This window comes from Aquimonas sp. (assembly GCF_044377145.1).
Classification (GTDB): Bacteria; Pseudomonadota; Gammaproteobacteria; order Xanthomonadales; family Xanthomonadaceae; genus Aquimonas.
Genome location: NZ_JBILJQ010000025.1, coordinates 23,894 through 46,441, shown reverse-complemented (window position 1 = coordinate 46,441; position 22,548 = coordinate 23,894). Strand labels below are relative to the sequence as shown.

General features: G+C 63.3%; 21 protein-coding genes. 12 read left to right on the top strand and 9 right to left on the bottom strand.

Annotated features, from left to right (window positions below; genetic code table 11):
* Window positions 1-57: 57 nt before the first annotated feature.
* The 3 genes from yidC to rpmH form a co-directional block, all read right to left on the bottom strand.
* Window positions 58-1,743: a membrane protein insertase YidC gene (gene yidC, locus ACIQ7H_RS09775; RefSeq protein WP_395790864.1), complete on the bottom strand. Its 1,686-nt coding sequence runs from the start codon at window positions 1,741-1,743 to the stop codon at window positions 58-60.
* Window positions 1,740-2,270 carry a ribonuclease P protein component gene (gene rnpA / locus ACIQ7H_RS09770; protein WP_395790862.1) on the bottom strand — a complete coding sequence of 177 codons (531 nt, stop codon included), beginning with the start codon at window positions 2,268-2,270 and terminating at the stop codon, window positions 1,740-1,742. The genes yidC and rnpA overlap by 4 nt, the downstream gene beginning before the upstream one ends.
* A 151-nt stretch (window positions 2,271-2,421) precedes the next feature.
* A complete protein-coding gene (gene rpmH, locus ACIQ7H_RS09765) occupies window positions 2,422-2,556 on the bottom strand; it encodes a 50S ribosomal protein L34 (RefSeq protein WP_395790860.1) in 135 nt (44 codons plus the stop codon).
* A gap of 251 nt (window positions 2,557-2,807) precedes the next feature.
* On the opposite strand from rpmH, the gene dnaA reads away from it, so the two are divergent.
* From dnaA to ACIQ7H_RS09705, 12 genes are all read left to right on the top strand, one after another.
* Window positions 2,808-4,163 carry a chromosomal replication initiator protein DnaA gene (dnaA, locus tag ACIQ7H_RS09760; RefSeq protein ID WP_395790858.1) on the top strand — a complete coding sequence of 452 codons (1,356 nt, stop codon included), beginning with the start codon at window positions 2,808-2,810 and terminating at the stop codon, window positions 4,161-4,163.
* 244 nt (window positions 4,164-4,407) lie between these two features.
* Window positions 4,408-5,508: a DNA polymerase III subunit beta gene (gene dnaN, locus ACIQ7H_RS09755; RefSeq protein ID WP_395790856.1), complete on the top strand. Its 1,101-nt coding sequence runs from the start codon at window positions 4,408-4,410 to the stop codon at window positions 5,506-5,508.
* 7 nt (window positions 5,509-5,515) lie between these two features.
* Window positions 5,516-6,595 (top strand): DNA replication/repair protein RecF, encoded by a 1,080-nt coding sequence (gene recF / locus ACIQ7H_RS09750; protein WP_395790854.1) that lies wholly within the window; start codon window positions 5,516-5,518, stop codon window positions 6,593-6,595.
* Between the two features lie 62 nt (window positions 6,596-6,657).
* A complete protein-coding gene (gene gyrB, locus ACIQ7H_RS09745; RefSeq protein ID WP_395790852.1) occupies window positions 6,658-9,081 on the top strand; it encodes a DNA topoisomerase (ATP-hydrolyzing) subunit B in 2,424 nt (807 codons plus the stop codon).
* Between the two features lie 300 nt (window positions 9,082-9,381).
* Window positions 9,382-10,953 (top strand): inactive transglutaminase family protein, encoded by a 1,572-nt coding sequence (locus tag ACIQ7H_RS09740; RefSeq protein ID WP_395790850.1) that lies wholly within the window; start codon window positions 9,382-9,384, stop codon window positions 10,951-10,953.
* 75 nt (window positions 10,954-11,028) lie between these two features.
* The gene (locus tag ACIQ7H_RS09735; RefSeq protein WP_395790848.1) at window positions 11,029-11,991 is read left to right on the top strand and encodes an alpha-L-glutamate ligase-like protein; all 963 of its coding nucleotides are present in this window, start codon (window positions 11,029-11,031) and stop codon (window positions 11,989-11,991) included.
* A gap of 260 nt (window positions 11,992-12,251) precedes the next feature.
* On the top strand, window positions 12,252-13,517 hold the full coding sequence (locus ACIQ7H_RS09730; protein WP_395790846.1) for a tetratricopeptide repeat protein: 1,266 nt from the start codon (window positions 12,252-12,254) through the stop codon (window positions 13,515-13,517).
* A gap of 131 nt (window positions 13,518-13,648) precedes the next feature.
* On the top strand, window positions 13,649-14,314 hold the full coding sequence (locus ACIQ7H_RS09725) for an energy transducer TonB (protein ID WP_395790844.1): 666 nt from the start codon (window positions 13,649-13,651) through the stop codon (window positions 14,312-14,314).
* 107 nt (window positions 14,315-14,421) lie between these two features.
* Window positions 14,422-15,177, top strand: coding sequence for a MotA/TolQ/ExbB proton channel family protein (locus tag ACIQ7H_RS09720; RefSeq protein ID WP_395790886.1), 756 nt, complete (start codon window positions 14,422-14,424; stop codon window positions 15,175-15,177).
* A gap of 34 nt (window positions 15,178-15,211) precedes the next feature.
* Entirely contained in the window at window positions 15,212-15,634 is a 423-nt protein-coding gene (locus ACIQ7H_RS09715) for an ExbD/TolR family protein (RefSeq protein WP_395790842.1), read from the top strand.
* A 22-nt stretch (window positions 15,635-15,656) separates the two neighbouring features.
* Window positions 15,657-16,070: an ExbD/TolR family protein gene (locus ACIQ7H_RS09710; protein ID WP_395790840.1), complete on the top strand. Its 414-nt coding sequence runs from the start codon at window positions 15,657-15,659 to the stop codon at window positions 16,068-16,070.
* 170 nt (window positions 16,071-16,240) lie between these two features.
* The gene (locus ACIQ7H_RS09705; RefSeq protein WP_395790838.1) at window positions 16,241-16,636 is read left to right on the top strand and encodes an ExbD/TolR family protein; all 396 of its coding nucleotides are present in this window, start codon (window positions 16,241-16,243) and stop codon (window positions 16,634-16,636) included.
* Between the two features lie 52 nt (window positions 16,637-16,688).
* Here the strand turns inward: ACIQ7H_RS09705 and ACIQ7H_RS09700 are convergent, their stop codons facing one another.
* The 6 genes from ACIQ7H_RS09700 to ACIQ7H_RS09675 form a co-directional block, all read right to left on the bottom strand.
* Window positions 16,689-17,444, bottom strand: a complete 756-nt coding sequence (locus ACIQ7H_RS09700) for a pyridoxine 5'-phosphate synthase (protein WP_395790836.1) — start codon at window positions 17,442-17,444, stop codon at window positions 16,689-16,691.
* Window positions 17,445-17,448: 4 nt separating this feature from the next.
* Window positions 17,449-19,281 carry a glutamine--fructose-6-phosphate transaminase (isomerizing) gene (gene glmS, locus ACIQ7H_RS09695; protein WP_395790834.1) on the bottom strand — a complete coding sequence of 611 codons (1,833 nt, stop codon included), beginning with the start codon at window positions 19,279-19,281 and terminating at the stop codon, window positions 17,449-17,451.
* 66 nt (window positions 19,282-19,347) lie between these two features.
* Window positions 19,348-19,677, bottom strand: a complete 330-nt coding sequence (locus ACIQ7H_RS09690) for a VanZ family protein (RefSeq protein ID WP_395790832.1) — start codon at window positions 19,675-19,677, stop codon at window positions 19,348-19,350.
* Window positions 19,678-19,699: 22 nt separating this feature from the next.
* Window positions 19,700-20,692: a UDP-glucose 4-epimerase GalE gene (galE, locus tag ACIQ7H_RS09685; RefSeq protein ID WP_395790830.1), complete on the bottom strand. Its 993-nt coding sequence runs from the start codon at window positions 20,690-20,692 to the stop codon at window positions 19,700-19,702.
* A gap of 17 nt (window positions 20,693-20,709) precedes the next feature.
* The gene (locus ACIQ7H_RS09680; protein WP_395790828.1) at window positions 20,710-21,501 is read right to left on the bottom strand and encodes a hypothetical protein; all 792 of its coding nucleotides are present in this window, start codon (window positions 21,499-21,501) and stop codon (window positions 20,710-20,712) included.
* Window positions 21,498-22,232 carry a hypothetical protein gene (locus tag ACIQ7H_RS09675; protein ID WP_395790826.1) on the bottom strand — a complete coding sequence of 245 codons (735 nt, stop codon included), beginning with the start codon at window positions 22,230-22,232 and terminating at the stop codon, window positions 21,498-21,500. The genes ACIQ7H_RS09680 and ACIQ7H_RS09675 overlap by 4 nt, the downstream gene beginning before the upstream one ends.
* Between the last annotated feature and the right edge of the window lie 316 nt (window positions 22,233-22,548).

The following is a 22,548-nucleotide window of genomic DNA, read 5'->3' as shown; positions in this document are numbered from 1 at the left end:
CTGCCACAGCGGGGACGGCTGCTCGCTGCCGAATGCCGGATCCCCGCTGCGTAGTGATCAGCTCTTGGCAGGGGTCGCCGTGGCGGCGTGGCGGCGGGTGATTACCCACTGCTGCAGCAGGCCGAGCGCGCCGTTGGTGGTCCAGTACAGCACCAGGCCGGCGGGGAAGAAGGCGAACATCACGCCGAACGCGATCGGCATGATCTGCATGATCCGCTTCTGCACCGGATCCATGCCCGGCGTCGGCGACAGCTTCTGGGTGGCCCACATGGTCAGCAGATTCAGGATGGGCAGAACGAAGTAGGGATCCGGCGCGGTCAGGTTCTGGATCCACAGGATCCAGGGGGCATGGCGCAGCTCAACCGCTTCGATCAGGACCCAGTACAGGGAAATGAAGATCGGAATCTGGATCAGGATCGGCAAGCAGCCGCCCATCGGGTTGATCTTCTCTTTCTTGTACAGCTCCATCATCGCGGTCTGGAACTTCTGACGGTCTTCGCCGTAGCGTTCTTTCAGGGCTTCGATGCGCGGTTGCACGGCGCGCATTTTGGCGAAGCTCTTGTACTGCGCTTCGGAGAGCTTGAACAACGCGGCCTTGAGCAAGACCACCAGCAGAACGATTGCCCAGCCCCAGTTGCCGGTGAGGTCGTGCAGGATGCCAAGCAGCCACGCCATCGGCTGGGCAAGGATGGTGAAGATGCCGTAGTCGAGTGTCAGCTTCAGGCCGGGGGCGATGCCTTCGAGTTGGTCCTGCAGTTTTGGTCCGATGTACAGGCGGGCCGAGTTCTGCAGATTGCCGCCGGCGCTCAGCTCCAGCACCGGCCCGAGCGCACGCACGCGGTAGCGGTCGCTGGATTCGATGCCGGTGCTGAACTCGTGGATTTCCTCGGCCTGTGGAATCCAGGCCGCGAAGAAGTAGTGCTCGAGCATGGCCACCCAGCCCTGGGCGTTCTTCAGATCGAGCGGCTCGTCCTGGAAGTCGGCGAACTTCAGTTTGTCGAACTTGCCCTGCGGGCTGTACCAGGCGGCGCCCACGAAACTGTACGCGGCCGGGTTGGTGAAGCTCGATCCAGGTAACGCGGGCGGCTGCACTCGCAGCAGCTGGCGGTAGGCCTGGAAACTTGCCGGCTCGGCCGAGCTGTTCTCGAATCGATCCTGCACCTCGATCGCGTAGCTGCCACGCGTCAGGCGCAGCGTGCGCACCAGGCGCAGGCCATTGGCACCTTCCCAGCTGAACGGCACTTCGAGGCTGTCCTGGCCCTCGGCCAGGCTGAAGCTGTCGGCATCGACCTGGAAGTTGCTGAGGTGGTTGGGCAGCTCGGGCCGGCTGCCGACATAGCCGGTCTGGGCGATGAAGTAGCGGTTGGCGGCGGTGTCCAGCAGTCGGACCGGCGGCGCATCACCCGTCGCCTGCTGACGATAGGCGAGCAGATCGGCGGTGACGATGCTGGCGCCGCGGGTGTCGACTTCGAGCTCCAGCACGTCGGTGTGGATGCGCACGCGTCGACTGTGGTCGCTGGCCGCGGCAGCTTCAACGGTGGGTTCGACAGCCTGTCCGCTGGCCGGCTTGAACTCGGGCAGATCACCGCTGGCGTTCGGCACGACAGACGCTTGCTGATCCGCGGCCGCGCTGGGGGTCGGAGACGTTGCCTGCGGGCGATGGTAGTCCTGCTGCCAGGTGTCCCAAACCAGATAGCCCACCAGCATCCAGGCGATCAGAAGAAAAGTGCGTGCTTGGTTCATTCGGACACTCGGTCGTCACCGGCCCGGGGATCGGGCTCGGTACGCGTGGGGGTAGGGGAGTCGGCAGCTTCAGCCGTCGGGCTGAACGCTGCGGATGCAGTCGGCGCAGCCGGCATTGTGACCTGCGCAGCAGGGGCCTTCAACGCGCACAGGCGCGGCAACAGCCGCATCAGGTCGTCACGCAGCTGCTGAGGGGTGGCTAGTGCGGCTTCGCGCCGGCCCATGAACACGTAGTCGCCGGGTGGCAGCAGGTTGCGCTGCTGACGGAAGAATTCGCGGGCCACGCGCTTGATGCGGTTGCGTACGACGGCGCGCTTGTCGACTTTGCGCGAGACCGCAAAGCCGATCCGTGGCCTGGGGTTGGCCTCGCTCTCGGGTTGGGCGAGTGCGGTACAACGGTAGAAGGCGCCGCCCATGCGCTTGCCAGAATCCAGGCAACGGCTGAACTCGCGCGGCAGGTGCATGCGCGCGCTGGGGCGGAGACGTGCAGCTGGGGTGGGGCGTTGGTCGCTGGAGGTCATGCTCATGGCTCAAGTCCATGCCGGGCACCCGCACAAGGCCCAGAAACGCCACAGGCCCGGCGAATGCCAGGCCTGATGGAGTGTTCCGGACCGGAGTCGATGCGAAGCAGGACCCGGTGCGAACTTCTACGTAAGGAGCGAAGCTCCTCGACGCAGATTACGGGCAGAGACGCTTGCGACCCTTGGCGCGACGTGCATTCAGGATTTTGCGGCCGTCGGCAGTTGCCATACGGGCGCGGAAACCATGGGTGCGAGCGCGTTTGAGATTGCTGGGCTGAAAGGTGCGCTTCATGACAGCGGCCTTGAATGTTGGGCAGAAAGACCGCGGAGCTTAGCCGGCGCGTCACGGCATTGTCAAGCGCTCAGCGGTTGGCAGTGCAGGTGGCCGGGCGTAGACTGGCCGACTGTTTCGGCCTGTACCCTGCTTGGGTGCCCGGCACCCCGTCGGCGGCCGTATCGATTGGCCCGAAGCCACCGCAACGCTCGTTGCCCTTTCAGGGTCGATCGATGACGCGATGGCTTCCCTACATTTGCGGGAGCTGCATGTCGCCTTGGTTGCGTTGCCTCGAACGCCTTGAAGCCGAACTGCCGGCGGAGAGCTTCTACACGTGGATCAAACCGCTGCACGCCTTGCCTCAAGAAGGCGGGATTGCGCTGTTTGCTCCGAACTCCTTCGTGGTCGAGACCGTACGCGATGAGTACCTGCCGCGCATCAGCGAGCTGCTGCGGCATTACGCCGAGGATGCCAACCTGAGGGTCGCGGTTGAGCTGGGCACCCCGCGCAGCGCGCGTGACCTCGCCATCGCCGAAGTCAAGCCGGCTGCGAGCGGCAGCCCCAGCCAGCGGATGAAGGCGAGCGGGCCCTCCGGCAAACCGATCAACAGCAACATCGATCCGCTCTACACCTTCGACAACTTCATCGAAGGCAGCTCCAACCAGTTGGGCCGCGCTGCGGCAATGCAGGTCGCCAAGGAACCCGGCCGCGCCTACAACCCGCTGTTGCTGTACGGCGGCACCGGCCTGGGCAAGACCCATCTGATGCACGCCGCCGGCAACTATATGTTGGCGCAGAACCCCGGCATGCGCGTGCTTTACCTGCGTTCGGAGCAGTTTTTTGCAGCGATGGTCAAGGCGCTGGCCGACAAGGCGATGGAGCAGTTCAAGCGGCAGTTTCACTCGGTACATGCGCTGCTGATCGACGATATCCAGTTTTTCGCCGGCAAGGACCGCACCCAGGAGGAGTTCTTCCACACCTTCAATGCGCTGTTCGAGCTCAAGCAGCAGATTATCCTCACCTGCGACCGCTACCCGAAGGAAGTCGACAACCTGGAGCCGCGGCTGAAGTCGCGCCTGGGCTGGGGCTTGTCGGTGGCGATCGAGCCGCCTGATTTCGAGACGCGCGCAGCCATCCTGCTGGCGAAGGCTGCGCAGAAGTCGGTGGCGCTGCCGGAGAACGTCGCTTTTCTGATTGCGCGGCGGATGCGCTCGAATGTGCGCGACCTCGAGGGCGCACTGAACACTCTGGCCGCGCGCGCCAACTTCATGGGCCGTGCGATCACCGAGGAGTTCGCACAGGAGGCCCTGCGCGATCTGCTGCGCGCGCAGCAGGCTGTGATCTCGCTGACCAATATCCAGAAGACGGTGGCCGACTACTACCAGCTGCGCGTGTCGGATCTGCTGTCCAAGCGTCGCACGCGTTCACTGGCGCGTCCGCGTCAGATGGCAATGGCCTTGGCCAAGGAGCTCACCGAGCACAGTTTGCCGGAGATCGGTGATGCATTCGGAGGTCGCGACCATACAACGGTGATGCATGCCTGCAAGGTGGTTCGGGGCCTGACCGGAGACGACCCGAAGTCACGCGAGGATTGGGAGAAACTGATCCGCCGCCTGACCGAATAGCGTCCGCAAGCGGGGCGCGGGAGCATCTTGGTAAGCTGTGGATAAGCCCGGTATGAAGTGGGGCACTGTTTTTGGCCCCGCAGTTATCCACATTTGGTCCACAGCCCAGAAGCTCACAGCGCACAGGCTTTGAAGTCTCGAAAAACGATTGTGATTCATGGGGTTGCATGGCTTATCCGGAGAAATCCGCGACACCATCATCATCACAGTCTTCTTAAAGCTTAAAAAACATGAGGGTTGAGGTATGCGTTTTAGTCTGACTCGGGAAGTGTTGCTCAAGCCGCTGCAGCAGGTGGTCAGCGTGGTTGAGAAGCGGCAGACAATGCCTGTGCTTTCAAACCTGTTGGTCAGCTTGGAGCAGGGCGTGCTGTCGCTCACGGCTACCGATCTTGAAGTCGAAATGGTGGCGCGGGTTGGTTGTGCGGATGGCGAGCCCGGTGCAATCACGGTCCCGGCGCGCAAGTTCTTCGAGATTGTCAGAGCGCTTCCGGATGGCGTGATGGTCAGCGTCAATGTGACAGGCGATCGGATCGCGGTGAATGCTGGACGCAGTCGTTACACGCTTGCTGGTTTGAGTGCAGACGAGTATCCGAGCTCGGAAGAAGCAGAGGTGGTCGAGCGCCTGCGGCTGAGTGAGGGAGCGTTGAAGAAGGCGTTCGATGCGACGGCCTTCGCCATGGCGCAGCAGGATGTGCGTTTTTATTTGAACGGCCTGCTCTTGGATGCTGAAGGCAACACGCTGCGTTGTGTGGCTACGGACGGTCATCGGCTGGCGATGAGCGAGACCGATCTTGCTGCGGGCCCGCAGGTCAAGCGGCAGATTATCGTTCCGCGCAAGGGCATCCTGGAGTTGTTGCGGCTGCTGGAGTCGGCGGATCGCGAGATCGAGCTTGAGCTCGGTCGCAGCCATCTGCGGTTCCGTCGGGATGATGTCTCGTTCAGCACCAAGCTGATCGATGGTCGTTTCCCCGATTACGAAGCCGTCATTCCCTTGGGGGCTGACAAGGAGGCTCGGGTGGAGCGAGACGTTCTGCGTGCCGCTTTGCAGCGAGCGGTGATTCTGTCGAATGAGAAGTACCGGGGTATCCGGCTTGAGATCGACAGCGGCGTCATGCGGGTGATCGCGCACAACCCCGAGCAGGAGGAGGCGGTGGAGGAGGTTGAGGCCGAGACTGAGATTTCAGGGCTTTCGATCGGGTTTAACGCGAGTTATCTGCTTGATGCGTTGGCTGCGTTGAGCGAACCCCAGGCCTTGCTGCTGTTCCGCGATTCCGGTTCGAGTGCTTTGGTGCGTGAGCCGAGCCATGCGCGTAATCGTCACGTCGTGATGCCGATGCGGCTCTGACCCCGGCATGCGTTTCGCACAGATCAGTCTCGGCGGACTCAGGTCGTTTGCCGAGGCTGAGTTCTTTCCTGCAGCGGGGTTGAATTGGTTCGCGGGCGCCAACGGCGCTGGCAAGACATCGGTGCTGGAAGCGCTGTATCTGTTCGGGCACGGCCGCTCCTTTCGTAGCTCCACGCTTGACCCTGTGGTTCGTGTTGGCGACCAGTCGCTATGGCTTTCTGCGTCGCTTGATATAGCTGAGCGGGGGGAGCTACGAGCTGGGCTTCTTCGCCAACGCCGTGGTGAGTGGGTGGTGCGTATTGACGGAGCGCGCTTAGCTCGGTTGTCTGAGCTCGTGTCCCTCGCGCCGATTCTGTGTTTTGAGCCAGGGTCGCAGCAGTTGGTGACCGGCGTGTCTGAGCGCAGGCGTCGGCTTTTGGATTGGGGCGTGTTTCACGTGGAACAGATACCTCTCGAGGCTTGGCGCGTGTATCAACGGGTGTTGTCCCAACGCAACCAAGCTTTGAGGATGCGAAATCTCGACGTCGTTGATGTGTGGGAACCTCAATTGCTCGCAGCGTCCGCGGAAATCACCCAGGCTCGACGGCGGTTCTCCGCGCTCTGGTTCGCAGCGGTGCATGAGGTGTTGGCGTGGCTGTCGCCGTGTTTGAAGGGCGTCGAGCTGTGCTTGAGGCCTGGCTGGGGTCAGACGCACGAAGGTTTCGCAGACGCACTATCGGCCAGCCGAACGCGCGATGTCGATCAAGGTTTTACCAGTGTTGGCCCCCATCGCGCTGATATCAGCCTGCGGTTCGAAGGAACGGACGCCCGAGACCGCTGTTCGCGAGGTCAGACCAAGCTCATTGCGTTGGCATTGATTCTCGCGCTGGCAAGGTGCTACCAGGGTCGCCGCGGCTTCGCACCCGTTCTGTTGTTCGACGACGTCTTCTCGGAACTCGATGCCGAGCACGCCGACGCGGTGATGCGCTGGCTCAAGGTTCATGAGGGCCAAGTGTTTGTGACCGCAGTGCATCCGCCACCGCAGCCAGAGCGCGCCCTATGGCGTCTGTTCCACGTGGAACAGGGTTTGATCACCCCCCTGCTATAATCCCGCCCTTGCCTCCGCCGGCCGTGTGGCCGGTGCTTCTTGCGGCGTAGACCAGGGCATTCATGAGCGACCAGATCTCCAAAGAGTACGACTCCAGTCGAATCACCGTGCTGCGTGGCCTTGAAGCGGTACGCAAGCGGCCCGGCATGTACATCGGCGACGTCCATGACGGCACGGGCCTCCACCACATGGTGTTCGAGGTTGTCGACAACGCCATCGACGAGGCGCTGGCCGGGCATTGCGATACGGTCGTCGTCACGATTCACGCAGACGGCAGCGTCAGCGTTATCGACAACGGTCGCGGCATCCCGGTCGACATTCACCACGAAGAACAGCGGTCGGCCGCAGAAGTCATCATGACGGTGCTGCATGCCGGCGGTAAGTTCGACGACAACAGCTACAAGGTTTCCGGCGGACTGCATGGCGTAGGTGTGTCTGTCGTCAACGCGCTGTCGCAGCACCTCAGCCTGCGGATCTGGCGCGATGGATTCGAGCACCTACAGGAGTACAGCCTCGGCGAGCCGCTGTATCCCCTGAAGCAAGTCGCTGCCTCCAGTAAGCGCGGCACGGAAGTACGCTTTCTGCCCAGCACCGAAATCTTTTCGGATGTCGAGTTCCACTACGACATTCTCGCCAAGCGTCTGCGTGAGCTGTCGTTCCTCAACTCTGGCGTACGCATCGATCTGACCGATGAGCGCAGCGACAAGCGCGATCAGTTCCGCTATGAGGGCGGTATCCGCAGTTTCGTCGAGCATCTCGCGCAGCTGAAAACCCCCCTGCATCCGGCGGTGATTCCGCTGTCCGGCGAAGAGAATGGGATCGTGGTCGAGGTGGCGGTCCAGTGGACCGATGCCTACCAGGAAGCGATGTTCTGCTTTACCAACAATATTCCGCAGAAGGACGGCGGCACCCACCTGGCGGGCTTCCGCGCTGCTCTCACGCGCACCCTGGGTGCCTACATTGAGCAATCCGGGCTGCTGAAGCAGGCCAAGGTAGGCATGAGCGGCGATGACATGCGCGAAGGCATGGTCGCAGTGCTGTCGGTAAAGGTTCCAGACCCAAGTTTCTCCTCGCAGACCAAAGAAAAACTGGTTTCCTCCGAGGTCAAGACCGCGGTCGAAAGCATCGTTTCAAAGCGCTTCGAAGAATTCCTGCAGGAGCACCCGCAAGACGCGCGATCCATCGCCGCCAAGGTGGTCGACGCCGCACGCGCACGTGAAGCAGCACGCAAGGCGCGAGATCTGACCCGCCGCAAGGGCGCGCTTGATATCGCGGGTCTGCCCGGCAAACTTGCCGATTGCCAGGAAAAAGATCCCGCGCTGTCCGAGCTGTTCCTGGTCGAGGGCGACTCCGCAGGCGGCTCGGCCAAACAGGGTCGCAATCGTCGCACCCAAGCCATCCTGCCGCTACGCGGCAAGATCCTGAATGTCGAAAAGGCCCGGTTTGACAAGATGCTGTCTTCGGCCGAGGTCGGCACGTTGATCACGGCTCTGGGATGCGGCATCGGCCGCGAAGAGTTCAACCCCGACAAGCTGCGCTATCACCGCGTCATCATCATGACCGACGCCGATGTCGACGGATCTCACATCCGCACCCTGCTGCTCACCTTCTTCTACCGCCAGATGCCGGTGTTGATCGAGCGCGGACACATCTATATCGGGCTGCCGCCGCTGTACAAGCTGAAACAGGGCAAGCAGGAGCTTTACCTCAAGGACGATGCGGCCCTCAATGCCTATCTGATCAGCCATGCAGTGGAGGGCGCGGAGCTGATCTGCGGCGAGGGCTTGCCAGCCATCAGCTCGGCGGCCCTTGAGCGCTTGCTGACGATGTACGGCGCCGCTGAGGACGCCATCCGTCGGCTCAGCCATCGACATGACGCTGCGATCCTGCAGTCATTGCTGGAGCTACCGCCACCCAGTGCGACGGTGTTTGCGGACCCCGCGCAGGCAGATATGTGGATTGCTGCGCTGCAGCAGAAAATCGCTCGTTCAGGATTAGGCAAGCCGCGCTACCGCATCGGCCTGCAGCCGGGCTTCGATGAACAGCCGGCCGCTTTGCGGGTTGAGCGACAGCATCATGGCTTGACGACTGAGCAGCTCTGGCCGCTTCCGATGTTCGAATCCAGCGAACTGAAACCAGTCACCGACGCCGCTAAAGAGATGCAGGATCTGCTCCAGGCCGGCGCCACCATCAGCCGCGGCAGCCGTAGCCTGCCGGTGCAACGCTTCGCGGATGTCCACGCCTGGCTGTTCGAGGAAGCAAAGCGTGGGCGCACGATCCAACGCTTCAAGGGCCTCGGTGAAATGAATCCTGAGCAGCTGTGGGAGACCACGGTCAACCCGGAGACACGTCGCTTGTTGCGGGTGCGGATCGAGGACGCGGTGGCAGCGGATGAGATCTTCTCGACCCTGATGGGCGATGTGGTCGAACCGCGCCGTGATTTCATCGAGAACAACGCGCTGAAGGTCGCCAATCTCGACGTCTGAGCAAAACACCGGCCAGCGAAACACCCAAGCGAGGCCACGATCGCTGCAGAAGCGGACAGCGAAAACGCGGACCGACCGGCGGCGCCCAGACAGGCATCAGGCACACTGGGCCCCGGTCCAGGGCGCCGCAAGAACCGCGCTCGGAACAGCGGATGCGACGCACCCCGAGCGCCGACGCGGATGCGATGAGGTCAGCAAAGTGGCCTCTCGACGGCGCGGGGCCCGGTCCGCTGGCTATACTGATCCTGAACGCCACACCGGCCCAACCAAGTAACACTGCCAGCGAGCTGGCCGACCCCCATGAAAAAAGCCCACCTGCACCTGCTCGCCCTGCTCCTAACGCTGGTGGGTGGCGCTGCCATCTACTACAAATGGAAGGTTCTAGACTTTCCTCTGTCGCCGTCCACCGAAGTTGAGGTCTGGACGGTGCAGGCGCGAGTGGACTATCTGCCGCGCCGACCGGCCAATACGGTCATCCTGCAGCTGCCCTCGCAGACGCCCGGCTTCACTGTGCTTGATGAGCGATATGTAGCCCGCAACTACTCGAAACTCGACGAACCGCGGCGCGATGGACGCGAAGTCCAGTGGTCGATCCGTCGGGCCAGCGGACGACAGGCGCTCTACTACCGTGCCACGGTCGTCCGCACCAAGCAGAGCGATGTGGCAGAGGCGGCGCCCAAGGTGGGCACGCCACCGACACTGGAAGAACCCTACGCAACAGCCGCGCAGTCGCTCCTGGATCAGGTTCGCGAAGGGTCGGCGGACATTGCGACCTACGCGAAAGAACTGGTCCGACGGATGAACCTCGACAGCGGTAGCGAGGAAGTCTCGCTGCTTGGCGAGAACCACACGACGCCCGAGGATCGCGCCCAGTTCATCGCCAATCTGCTCGCCATGCGCAATATCCCGGCCCGGGTGATTCGCGGGATCGAGCTGGGCGAGACGCAGTCAATGGTCGAGATCCGACCGTGGCTGCAAGTCCACAACGGAGCGCGCTGGATCACCATCGATCTGCGTACGGCTACCGACGGATGGCCCGACAACCTCCTGCTGTGGAGTGCATCGAAATCGCCGCTCCTGCAGATCGAGGACGCAAACCGGGCCGAGGTCACCTTCTCAGTGAGTCGAAATCTCGCCGACGCCATCGCCATCGCCGAGCGCCGGCTTGAGGTTCAGAACAACGATCTCGTCCGGTATTCATTGTTGAGCCTGCCGCTGCAGACACAGTCGGTCTACAAGGTTCTGCTGATGGTACCGATCGGTGCCTTCCTGATGCTGCTTCTGCGCAACATCATCGGCATCAAGACCTTTGGAACCTTCATGCCAGTGCTGATCGCCATCGCGTTCCGTGAAACCCAGCTGCTGGCTGGCGTCATTCTGTTCACCTTGGTAGTGAGCTCTGGACTGCTGGTGCGGTTCTACATGGAACGGTTGCGACTACTGCTGGTGCCACGCCTGACCTCAGTACTGATAATCGTGGTTCTGCTGATGGCTGCGGTATCGATTATCGCCAACCAGTTGGGTTTTGAGGTCGGCCTGTCGGTCGCCCTGTTCCCGATGGTAATCATGGCCATGACGATCGAACGCATGTCGATCGCCTGGGAAGAACGTGGCCCTGGATTCGCGCTGAAGGAAGGCGTCGGAACCCTGGTCGTCGCCTGCATCGCCTACCTGGCGATGAGCTTTGCGCCGCTTGAGCACTTCATGTTCGTGTTTCCTGAGGCCTTGTTGATCCTGCTCGCCGCCACCTTGATCATCGGCCGCTACTCGGGCTATCGCCTCAGCGAGCTGTTCCGCTTCCGGGCACTGGCTCGTGAGCTTGAAACCAAGGAAGCGAGCCGCCCCGCCGATTCGGTAGAAGCCAAACCCTGATCTCCGAGCACGTCGCTGTACACCGACGACCGGCCGCAAGGCCGCTGACATCCACCGATCCACAGGCCTGCTGCGATGCTCAACCTGTTCACCGTTGCCAAACGCCTTCGCCAGATCGGCATGATCGGGCTCGGGCAGCGCAACGCCGACTTCATCCTGGCCTACAACCGGCGACGCTTCTATCCGCGGGTTGACGACAAACTGATCACCAAGCAGCTGGCGATTGATGCAGGTTTGCCGGTACCCGAGCTTTACGCGGTGGTCCGCGAGGAGCACGAGATTCGAGAGCTGCACGCGAAGATTGCCGCGTACGACCAGTTCGTGGTCAAACCCGCCCATGGCTCAGGCGGCGATGGAATTCTTGTGATCAACGGCAGGCGAGGCGACAAATACCGCCGCTCCAACGGCCACCTGATGAACCGCGAGGAGTTCGAACACCACCTGTCGAACGGGCTGTCAGGCCTGTTCTCGCTGGGCGGGCATCCTGATCATCTCCTCGTTGAGTACTGCGTACAGTTCGACCCCATTTTTGATCAGGTCAGTTACAAAGGCGTTCCGGACGTCCGCATCATCGTCTTTCTTGGTTATCCAGTGATGGCAATGATCCGTCTTCCGACCCGCCTGTCGGACGGCAAAGCCAATCTGCATCAGGGCGCGATCGGGGTCGGCATCGATATCCCAACAGGCGTAACGCGCCGTGGCGTCTGGGGCTCAGAGCCGGTCAAGGAACACCCCGATACCGAGCACACCATCGTCGGCTTGAACATCCCGCGCTGGCAGGATTTGCTTGAGATGGCTTCGCGCTGCTACGAACTGTCGGAACTCGGATACATCGGCGTGGATTTTGTTCTCGATAAGAACCACGGGCCGATGATTCTTGAACTCAACGCGCGACCCGGCTTGGCGATCCAGATCGCCAACGGCAACGGGTTGGAGCACCGCCTGCGACGTATCGAAGCGCTGAAGGACGCGGGTCAATTGAGCACGGACCCGGCTGAGCGGGCGGCGTTCGCGCGCGCAAACTTTCCTACCGTCTAGAACGCTCCCGCCGAACGATCTGTCGATCGTCCGCGATCCTTACCGGCGGCGTTCACGAAACTCCACAATGCCGATCGCTCGGTGCGCCGCACGACACGCCTTTACTTGCTCCCGCGCCGGAACCCAGGAAGCTGAGGCATCACAGGTGTGGCGAGGACGCAAATGCCGCATTGAGCCTTGAGTCAATGCTCTAACTGCGGTTAGGCTTGCCGGCCGCGTCGGGATCCACCGTTCGCACTCCCTTCCCCAGGTAAACGACGATGCCCACAGCATTCACCCTGTTGAGGTCCACCCTTCTGCTGCTGGTGTGTCTGCTTGTGGCAATGCCAGCTGACGCCCAACGTCGAGGTCGCCAAGCGGCCGAAGAGGTGTTGTTCCCGAACGCACAGCGCGAAGAGCCGACGGTGCGCCCTGCGCAGCGACTGCAGCGGCAGCTCCAGAAGATGTACGACCTTTCGCAGGAAGAAGGCAAAGATGCGGAGACCGAAGCCGCGGCGAAGGAGCTGCTTGCTGCACGCGGTGTTGGCCCTTACGAAATCTCGCTGATCAACCAGATCCTAGGTTTCATCGAACTCGAGCGAGACAACATGCCAGCGGCGATCGCCTACCTGCAAACGGCGTTGGAGGCGGGCGGGCTCAACAACAACCAGCACTACCAGATCATGCAGAACATCGGCCAGATGCAGTTCGGTGAAGAAGACTACGCCGGCGCCATCGCGACGATGACTCGTTTCCTGGAGGAGACGCGCAGCGATGCCACCACCGCCATTGCGATCCGCGGCAATGCGTTCTATCGCGCCGAGCGCTACGAAGAAGCGGTTGCCGACCTGCGCAAAGCCATGACGCTGTCCGACAAGCCTGAGTCCGCGATCTCACAAATGCTGATGGCCAGCCTTTTCGAGCTCGGCCAAACCGACGAAGCTGCGGTAGTTGCCGCCGACCTGCTTCAGCGTGAGCCCGACAACGCCAGCTTGGTGCGCAACCTGGCGGCCATCTATGCAAACGCTGAGAAGGTCGACAAGTCGATCGAAATCCTGCAAAGCGGTTTGGATCGCGGCGTCACCAACACCGATCGCGACTACATCGAGCTGGCCAAGATGTACCGGTTTGCCGAACAGGATCAGCGCGCCGCAGAATTGCTAAACAGCGGGCTCACCGCGGGCGCAATCACCGCCTCGCTGGACGTCTACAAGACCATCGGCGAAGCCTACTACTTCTCCGACAACACAGAAGCCGCGGTAGACGCCTACGGCAAGGCAGACGAACTCTCGACCGACGGCGAGATGGCACTCAACCAGGCCCGTGCGTTGTACGAGCTGGAGCGCTGGACCGAGGTCAAGGCAGCCGTAAACAGAGCGATCTCAAAGGGCGTTCGCCGCACGGGGGATGCCTACGTGATCCTCGGTGCAGCGGAATTCGGCCTAAACAACGAAGCGGGTGGCCTCAACGCCTACCGAGAAGCCGCCAAGTATCCCGAGACCAAGGATTCTGCTGAAGCATTTCTGCGCCAGGCGACGCGCCGTTAACGCTTGCTGACCGCTTTAGCGTTAGGCTTGAGCACCGACTTGGTATAAGCTACGCCGTTCCCATGTTGTTCAGCTTGCCCTCTCGGGCGGCTCCGACATGGGCAGATTGATCGCCGAATACGATACCGCGCATGACAGACAAGTTCGAAAATCCGGAAAGCGAATCCCGCGCCCTGAGCTGGGTCCGAATCATTGGTCTCGCAGCGGCGATGTCCGTCCATGGCGGTGCGTTCCTGCTGATGATGGTGCCGGTGCCGCCGCCAGATCAGGGGCCGCCCGAAGCTGAGCGGGTGGAGGTTACCTTCATCGAGCCGCCGCCGCCGCCGCCTCCACCGCCGCCGCCGCCGCCCGAGCCGCCCAAGCGTCCGCCACCGAAGATCGTCGAGCGCCAGCGTCCTGTGCCGCCGCCGCCGCCCGAGGCGCCACCGCCGGTGGTGATGGAGGAAGCGACCCCGATGTCGATTCCAGCTCCACCGCCTGCACCGCCGGCGCCACCGGTCAGTGCGCCAAGCTATCTGCCATCGGAAGACAGTACGTATCGACGCGCCCGGCCGCCTCGCTACCCGCCGCAGGCCCTGCGCCGCCGCGAGGAAGGTGAGGTTGTGTTGCGCGTGCTGGTCGGTGTCGACGGTGCGCCAGTGCAGATCGAGGTGGAGAAATCCAGCCGGTCGCGCTTGTTGGATCAGGCCGCCATCCAGGCGGTCCGCCAGTGGATGTTCAATCCCGGCATGAAGGAAGGTGTGCCAGTGCAAAACTGGGTGCTCGTTCCGATCAAGTTCTCTCTCAGTGACGCCTAACTAGAAGGGTAAGGGCCATGCAACAAGATGCTTCCACGCCGGTAACTGACGCTGCCGCGGTGAACACCGCAGTCACCCAGGCTGCAACACCCGCACCCGTCGGCTCGATGGCCGGTGGCGTGGTCGGAGATTCCGACGCCGCAGCCATGTCGCAGATGGGCTTCGCCCACCTCTGGGAAGAGATGACGATGCACCCGGGCGAGTTCGCCATGTCCTGGCTCGTCTTGCTGACCCTGGTGATCATGTCGATCGGTTCTTGGTACTACACCGTCATCAAGGCCATCAAGAACCAGGTCATCAAGGCTCGCGCCAGCCATGTCGTCCGCACCTTCTGGGAAACCCCGAACGCGCAGGATGCAATCCGCTTCATGGAAGACCAGCCCGCCAACGAGCCGTTCTCCAAGATCGCGCTGGACTGTGCCACCGCCGCTGCCCATCACCAGAAGAACGAAGGCTCGCGACTGGCTGAAACCCTGAACCGCTCGGAGTTCATCGATCGTGCCCTGCGTCAGGCCGTGACCCGCGAGAGCTCGAAGCTCGAGAACGGCATGACTTGGCTGGCAACCACCGGCGCGGCGGCTCCGTTCGTTGGACTGCTGGGTACCGTTTGGGGCATTTACGGCGCCCTGATCAAGATCGGTGCGACCGGTTCTGCCTCGATCGACGCAGTTGCCGGCCCCGTCGGTGAAGCCCTGATCATGACCGCGATCGGCCTGCTGGTCGCAATTCCGGCGGTGGTGGCCTACAACTTCTTCAACCGCATGAACCGCACCACCAACTCGAACTTCGACACCTTCGCGCACGATCTGCACGACTTCTTCGCCACCGGCTCGCGTGTCGGCGAAGCTGCCGCCAAGCGCTGATTCGGTCTCGAACGCAATCTAAGGAGATCAGGCCATGGCATTCAGCAGTGGTGGAGGTGGCGAAGGTGGTTCGCCAATGGCGGACATCAACGTCACGCCTCTGGTGGACGTGATGCTGGTGCTGCTGATCATTTTCATGATTACGGCGCCCCTCATGGCTCACAAGGTGCAGGTCAAGCTTCCAGAGGCCACGCTCGACATGAGCCCCCCTGAAACCCCCGGCACCCCGATCACCATCGCGATCAAGGCAAACGGCGAAATCTTCTGGAACGATCAACCGGTCCAGAAGACCCTGCTGGAATCCCAGCTCGCCGTTGAAGCGCAGAAAAAGCCGCAGCCGCGGGTTGATATCCGCGCAGACAGCACGACCCGCTATCGCATGGTGTCCGAGGTGGTCAAGACCGCTAAAGACGTCGGCATCGCGAAAGTCGGCTTCGTGACCACACCGGACCGCTAACCGGAACGCAAGGAGTTATCCCATGGCATTCAGTACAGGCGGTGGTGGTGGTGGCGCGATGGCGGACATCAACGTCACCCCCTTGGTGGACGTGATGTTGGTGCTGCTGATCATTTTTATGGTCACTGCACCGATGATGTCGCACGAGATTCAAATCGATCTGCCGCAACCGACCAACAAGCCGCCGGAGGATCTTCCAGAGCCCCCGACGCCGATCCGACTCAAGATCGACGACATCGGCAATCTGTTCTGGGACAATTCGCCCATGCCGAAGGCAGCCCTTCTGCCTTCGTTGCGGGTTGAAGCCAGTCGCGACCCCCAGCCCACGCTGGAGATCGAGGCCAGCCAAGAAGTCCAGTATCAGGTGCTGACGGAAGTTCTGGCTACGGCCAAGAACGCCGATATGAAGAAGATCGGTTTCGTCGAAACGCTCTGATTCCGGGCATTCAGCTGAACCAATGCCAAAGGCCGCCTCCGGGCGGCCTTTGCTTTTGCAGGTCGGTGCAGGCGAACCTGAACGCTGGTGGCTTGAGCCGCCAACCAGCCGGGGGGCTGGGTCCTGCACAGGCAAAGGACGGCCACATCTTGAGGGCTGGCACCATGGCCATGTTCGCTTCCGATTCCGACTCCAGCGAGTTCGCCGGCATCAATGTCACGCCCTTGGTTGACGTGATGCTGGTTCTGTTGATCTTGTTCATGATCAGTGCGCCGCTGGTGATGCAGCGGCTAGATCTGCCGTTGCCGCAGGCCACGCCGCAGCCGTCCCCCGAAGTCACCAACAAGCTGGAGCTGCGGATGGATGCCGCTGGGGTGGTCTGGATGGGTGGCCGCGAACTCAGCCGCGCGGCCTTACGTGGTGTGTTGACGCTTGAGGCCGGGCGGGGCGACACCCCGATCCTCAGCATCGATGCAAGCCCAGAGGCCCCCTACCAGGCAGTGGCCGAAGTGCTGAGCCTGGCCCAGAACGTCGGGCTCGATAAGCTGGAATTGCTGGGGCGCTGACGGTCTCGCCCGCCGAGGCAGACGGCATCCGCCGCCAGCCTCGGTTTGCCGATCAACGGGACCCAGCCAGAATCGCCAGGTACCGCTGTACGGTGCGCTGCAAACCCTCGTACAGCGCCTCGCCAATCAGGGCGTGCCCAATCGATACCTCGGATACCGAAGGCACGCGAGCAACGAAGGCGCCCAGGTTGCTTTGGCTAAGGTCATGCCCGGCGTTGACGGCCATGCCAGCCGCCAGAGCGTCCCCCGCCGTCCGAACGCATTCCGCTATCGCAAACTCGCAGTCACCAGCAGCGAAAGCCTCGGCATAGGGGCCGGTGTAGATCTCGATCCGCGAGATACCGGCGGCCACGGCCGCAGAAGCTCCAACACTGCCGGGATCGACGAACACGCTGGTGCGCGCGCCGGCCGCGCGGATTCGCTCCACCACCGGTGCCAGCCGAGCGGAGTCGCGGGTCAGATCAAAGCCGTGGTCGGAGGTGATCTGACCATCGCCATCCGGTACCAAGGTGACCTGATGCGGCCGAACCCGCTCCACCAGTTCAAGAAGGCCGGGGTATCCCGTGCGCGCACCGGCAAACGGATTGCCCTCCAGGTTGAGTTCAACGCCAGCAGGCAGCCAGGCCGCTATGTCGAGAACATCCTGCGGCCGAACGTGGCGGCAGTCGGGCCGTGGATGCAGGGTAATCCCGCCACAACCGGCCTCTACGACTTTCGCAGCCGCCTTCAGCATCGAAGGCTCAACCCCGCCGCGCGAGTTGCGCAGCACCGCGATCTTGTTGAGGTTGACGCTCAGCACGGTGGTCATTGCACTACTCCACCGTCACCGACTTCGCCAGATTGCGCGGCTGATCGACATCGGTGCCCTTGAGTACGGCGACGTGATAGGCCAACAGCTGCAGCGGAATATTGAACACCGCCGGACCAATCAGGTTGCCGCCTGATTCGAGCCGGATCAGCGCACCGCGCTCGGGCGGAAGCGGCACGTCGACGTCGGTGTCGGCGATCACGAACAGCTCGCCGCCGCGCGCACGCACCTCCTCCAGGTTGGACTTCAGCTTCTCCAGCAGCTGGTTGTTGGGCGCCACCGCGATCACTGGCATGTCCTCATCAACCAAGGCCAACGGGCCGTGCTTGAGTTCGCCGGCCGGATAGGCTTCCGCGTGGATGTAGGAGATCTCCTTGAGCTTCAGCGCGCCTTCGATCGCGATCGGGTAACTGGCCCCGCGGCCCAGGAACAGGGCGTGGTGCTTGTCGACGAAGCGCTCGGCCAAGCGCGCAATCTCGGGTTCGAGTTTGAGCGCTTCGGCGACGAGACGCGGCAGGGTCGACAGCTGATTCACCAAGCGGGTGTACTTGGCATCGGCGATGCCATTGAGTCGCGCCAGCTCGAGCGCGAACAGGGCCATCGCCGCCAATTGGGTGGTGAACGCCTTGGTCGAGGCCACACCGATCTCGGGACCCGCGCGCGTCATCAGCACCAGATCTGACTCGCGGACCAACGAGGACTCGGGCACGTTGCAAACCGCTAGCGCACCGAGGTAACGCGAGTCTTTGCCGCTGCGCAAAGCAGCCAGGGTGTCAGCAGTCTCACCTGACTGCGAAATCGCCACGAACAAGGTGCCTTCGGGCACCACGGTCTTGCGGTAGCGGTACTCGCTGGCCACTTCGACCGAGCAGGACAAACCGGCCAGTGCCTCGATCCAGTACTTCGCGACCATACCGGCGTGGTAGCTGGTGCCGCAGGCAACGATGTGCAGCTGCTTCACCTTTGCCAGCAGCTGCTCGGCATCGACGCCAAACACGTTCGGCAGGATACGGTCGCCGCTGATGCGTCCCTCGAGCGTGCGCGCGACCGCCTCGGGCTGCTCGTGGATCTCCTTCAGCATGTAGTGCCGGTACTCGCCGCGCTCGACCGAATCCGCGCTCAGGTCGGTGACGCGTTCATCGCGGTCCACCGGCTCGCCCAGGGCGTCATACACGCCATAGCTGTCGCGGCGGATCTCGACGATATCGCCTTCAGCGAGGTAGATGAACCGGTTGGTGACGCGCAGCAAGGCCTGCACGTCCGAGCCCAGAAAGTGTTCGCCGATGCCGATTCCCACCACCAGCGGGCTGCCGCGGCGTGCACCAATCAACCGCGTTGGATCGTCCTTCGACAACACCGCGATCGCGTAGGCTCCGTGCAAAAGCGCTGTCGTGGAGACCACCGCCTGCAGCAGATCCTGCCCCTTCACCAACATCGACTCGACCAGATGGGCGATGACCTCGGTATCGGTCTCGGAGGTGAACACGAAGCCCTGCGCCGTCAGGTCCTCGCGCAGGCTGGCGTGGTTCTCGATGATGCCGTTGTGGACCACCGACACGCGATCCTGCGACACATGCGGATGCGCGTTGTGGGTGCTGGGCACGCCGTGGGTGGCCCAGCGCGTGTGCGCAATACCGATGCGCGCCGACACCGGCTCGGCCTCCAGCAGCTGCTCCAGATCGCGCACTTTGCCCTTGGCGCGGCGGCGCTCAAGCCGACCGTCCTGCAACACCGCCAGACCGGCCGAGTCGTAGCCGCGGTATTCCAGCGCATGCAGGCCGGCGATGAGAATGGCTTTGATGTCGCGCTCGGCGACGGCGCCGACGATTCCACACATGATCAAACTCCTGATGGGGGATGCCCTGCGGCATCACACCAATGATTGTGCCGCGCCTGCAACCGCTCAGCGCGTCCGCTGATATCGCCATCCCGCAATTGCCAGACCCAGCCCGACGCCCGCCACATTGATGAACACATCGACAGGGTCGGCGCAGCGGCCCGGCACCGCCAGCTGCGCGCCTTCACTGGCTACCGCAACCGCCACGCCCGCGGCACCCGCCCACCAAAGCGTAGGACCGAACACGTGGCCGCGCAACAGCAGCAGTCGACACAGCAGCAGCACCCACAGGCCGAACGCCGGCAAGTGCGCCGCACTCAACAGCCAGCGCAGCTGCGGATCGAAGGGCAGCGGAATCAGCGCGCTGACTGCGCCAACCAAGCTCAGCAGCAGCAAGGCCCAGACTGCACGTCGTGCACTAGCCGCGTCGCGCAAGCAGAGTCCGTTCCCAGGCCAACGCGCTGGCGCAGATCAGATCGAGGTCATCCAGCTGCGGGGACCAGCCCAGGCGGGCGCCGATCTGCGTGCAGTCGGCCACCAATTCGGGTGGGTCGCCAGCGCGGCGCGGGTGATCCTCGAACGGCACCGCATGGCCCGCCGCCTTCGACATCGCCGCCAGCACCTCTCGCACGCTGTAGCCGTGGCCGTAGCCGGCGTTGAGCGTGGCCGACTCGCCGCCCGCGCGCAGGTAGCGCAGCGCGGCCAGATGGGCCGAGGCCAGGTCCTCGACATGGATGTAGTCGCGCACGCCGGTGCCGTCGGCGGTGGGATAGTCAGTGCCGAACACGGAGACGTGCGAGCGCAGACCCAGCGCAGCCTCGGCGGCCACCTTGACCAGCAGCGTCGCTTTGACGGTGGACTGGCCGATCCGAGTCTGCCGATCGCAGCCGGCGACGTTGAAATAACGCAGCGCGACGTGGCGCAGCGGGCTGGCCGCCGAAAGATCGCGCAGCATCCACTCGCTCATCAGCTTGGAGGTGCCGTAGGGGTTGATCGGCGCCGTGGGGCTGTCCTCGCGCGCGATGCCCTTGGCGGGCATGCCGTAGACCGCAGCCGTTGACGAAAACACCAGCTGGCTCACGCTGCTGCGCTGACAGGCTTCCAACAGGTTGCGCGTGGCGCCGGTGTTGTTGGCGTAATAGCGCAGCGGGTCGGCGACAGATTCCGGCACGATGGTGCGCGCCGCGAAGTGCATGACCGTATCGATGCCGCGCGCGCGCAGCAGGGCCTCCACCGCCTCGAGGTCGCCGACCTCGCCGACCACCAGTTCGGCACCGATAACTGCCTCGCGAAAGCCGGTGCTGAGGTTGTCGAGCACAATCACCTGCTCGCCGGCCTCCACCAGCTGCAGCACGACGTGGCTGCCGATGTAGCCGGCGCCGCCGGTGACCAGAATGGGCTTGCGTTGCATGGGTTCTCCGCGTGGGCTCAGGGTGTGGACAGCAGACGACGCTGCGTCCAAGACAACAGATGCTTGATCAGACGTTCGCGGTCGTCCGGGCGATAGAACAGATGGTCGACCTCGGGCCAATGTGCGAACGCGACCTTCGGATCTCGGCTGGCCGCCCCGTAGGTGGCGTTGAACTGCCGCGGGTCGAGGAAATAGTGCGCTGCGCCGCCCGTGTATAGCGTGCAGATCTCCACGCCACGATTCACCAGGCCCTGCATCTGGGAGGCTTCTTCACCGGCGCGCGGCCACTCTCGGTAGGCGGCCTCGCCACCCGCTTCATCGCCACCTGACCGGGCTCGACGCTTCAGCAGCGCAAGCCAGCCCTGCAGCGAGCGCGGCTGCAGCAGCTTGGCGAGCTTGAACCACAGGCCAGCGCGCGCCAGCGGATCCAGCAGCACCAGCCCGCACACTCGCGGGTCCGCCAGCGCCAGCCACCAACCGGCATCGGCCGCGCTGCAGATGCCGCCGACACAGAAGCGCTCGATACCGGTCTCGGCCTCCAGCCGGTCCAGCACGTCCTTCAGCACTTCGACCTGCGGCCGCTCAGCCGCCGCGATCGAATCGCCAATGCCCGGCTGGTCAAAGCGAAAACACGGAATGCCCGCGGCTGCGAATTCTCGCGCCAAGGTGACGTGCAGCCGGAACGGCCCCTGACGATGCACCGAGCCGGCGTTCAACTGCAGGAACAGCACCCCCGGTTTACCGGCACCGGCGGGCTCACTGAGAACGCCGAAGCGCTCGCCCTCCAGCCTGATCAGCCGTTCGCTCATGTCTGACCCCCCAGCCGTTCACTCAACCGCGCCGCCAGCGCGCGGATCTGGGGCAGTGGAAAACTGGTCGCCAGATCGATCTCATCGACCCAGTTGGCAAGCGCGGGGCCGAGTTCGATGTCGGCGGCCTCTGCGCCGATCCGCAGCGCCACCGGATACGCGAGGCGCGCCGCTGCCAGCTCGGTACACAGGGCAGGGTGCAGTCGAGCGCCCAGCAGTTGATCAGGCGCGCTAGCCCGAAGTGCGCGCTGGAATGGAAATCGACGACGGTTGTTGAGCTCGGTCTGATCGCGCTGCTGCAGCGCCTGCAGATAGGTGGCGCCATCCTCGATGGGCTGCCAGACCAGCAGGGGCAGACCCGCCGCTGCGCACAAGTGCCCGCCGATCAGAGCACCAGCGCGAATACCCAGCGCGTGCACCGGCGTCCGCACCCGCTTCTGCAGCCAGTCCAGGGCGATGCGGGCATCGTGAAGCGCCTGGCTGAGACAGAACTCGGTATCGTCGCCGGCCGAATCACCGCAGCCGCGATAGTCGAAGCGCAGGCTGGCGATGCCGCGCTCGGCAAGTGCATTCGACAGCAGCGCAAACAGCCGATAGCTCCGCTGCCACTCGTGCGGGAATGGCGCCAGCATCAGTACCGCGGCACGCGGGGCGTCGGCCTCGGCGAACACGGCGCTCAGCCAGGCCTCATCCGGCCCCAGACGCAGAGGCTGCAGGCGCGGCGAGTTCATGCCGCAGCGCCCGCGGACGGGACGGCAGTCAAGGCCGGCAGGCGCAGCAGGACAGGGCGAGCGGACACCAGAAGCTCCAGAACCTAAGGATTGATCACGGCGTCGTGCGGCGGCACGTCCCGGCGGAGGCGAACGATACCAGCATCCGAGAGAACTGTGGATTGGCTCACATTCGGAGCCAACCAACTGGCGAGGAACGCAGAGATCTCGCTTCGCCCGAGCCGGACCTCGGCGGCGACCCCGCGAGTGAGCGCAAAGCCGCGGGATCTCGGTCGCTGTTCACAGCACTTTCGCAATCTGCGTGTTGCATCGCGTA

Bases quoted from the DNA above. Each gene is read 5' to 3' on its own strand.
- yidC (WP_395790864.1), bottom strand. From the start codon at position 1,743: ATGAACCAAGCACGCACTTTTCTTCTGATCGCCTGGATGCTGGTGGGC.
- rnpA (WP_395790862.1), bottom strand. From the start codon at position 2,270: ATGAGCATGACCTCCAGCGACCAACGCCCCACCCCAGCTGCACGTCTC.
- rpmH (WP_395790860.1), bottom strand. From the start codon at position 2,556: ATGAAGCGCACCTTTCAGCCCAGCAATCTCAAACGCGCTCGCACCCAT.
- dnaA (WP_395790858.1), top strand. From the start codon at position 2,808: ATGTCGCCTTGGTTGCGTTGCCTCGAACGCCTTGAAGCCGAACTGCCG.
- dnaN (WP_395790856.1), top strand. From the start codon at position 4,408: ATGCGTTTTAGTCTGACTCGGGAAGTGTTGCTCAAGCCGCTGCAGCAG.
- recF (WP_395790854.1), top strand. From the start codon at position 5,516: ATGCGTTTCGCACAGATCAGTCTCGGCGGACTCAGGTCGTTTGCCGAG.
- gyrB (WP_395790852.1), top strand. From the start codon at position 6,658: ATGAGCGACCAGATCTCCAAAGAGTACGACTCCAGTCGAATCACCGTG.
- ACIQ7H_RS09740 (WP_395790850.1), top strand. From the start codon at position 9,382: ATGAAAAAAGCCCACCTGCACCTGCTCGCCCTGCTCCTAACGCTGGTG.
- ACIQ7H_RS09735 (WP_395790848.1), top strand. From the start codon at position 11,029: ATGCTCAACCTGTTCACCGTTGCCAAACGCCTTCGCCAGATCGGCATG.
- ACIQ7H_RS09730 (WP_395790846.1), top strand. From the start codon at position 12,252: ATGCCCACAGCATTCACCCTGTTGAGGTCCACCCTTCTGCTGCTGGTG.
- ACIQ7H_RS09725 (WP_395790844.1), top strand. From the start codon at position 13,649: ATGACAGACAAGTTCGAAAATCCGGAAAGCGAATCCCGCGCCCTGAGC.
- ACIQ7H_RS09720 (WP_395790886.1), top strand. From the start codon at position 14,422: ATGGCCGGTGGCGTGGTCGGAGATTCCGACGCCGCAGCCATGTCGCAG.
- ACIQ7H_RS09715 (WP_395790842.1), top strand. From the start codon at position 15,212: ATGGCATTCAGCAGTGGTGGAGGTGGCGAAGGTGGTTCGCCAATGGCG.
- ACIQ7H_RS09710 (WP_395790840.1), top strand. From the start codon at position 15,657: ATGGCATTCAGTACAGGCGGTGGTGGTGGTGGCGCGATGGCGGACATC.
- ACIQ7H_RS09705 (WP_395790838.1), top strand. From the start codon at position 16,241: ATGTTCGCTTCCGATTCCGACTCCAGCGAGTTCGCCGGCATCAATGTC.
- ACIQ7H_RS09700 (WP_395790836.1), bottom strand. From the start codon at position 17,444: ATGACCACCGTGCTGAGCGTCAACCTCAACAAGATCGCGGTGCTGCGC.
- glmS (WP_395790834.1), bottom strand. From the start codon at position 19,281: ATGTGTGGAATCGTCGGCGCCGTCGCCGAGCGCGACATCAAAGCCATT.
- galE (WP_395790830.1), bottom strand. From the start codon at position 20,692: ATGCAACGCAAGCCCATTCTGGTCACCGGCGGCGCCGGCTACATCGGC.
- ACIQ7H_RS09680 (WP_395790828.1), bottom strand. From the start codon at position 21,501: ATGAGCGAACGGCTGATCAGGCTGGAGGGCGAGCGCTTCGGCGTTCTC.
- ACIQ7H_RS09675 (WP_395790826.1), bottom strand. From the start codon at position 22,232: ATGAACTCGCCGCGCCTGCAGCCTCTGCGTCTGGGGCCGGATGAGGCC.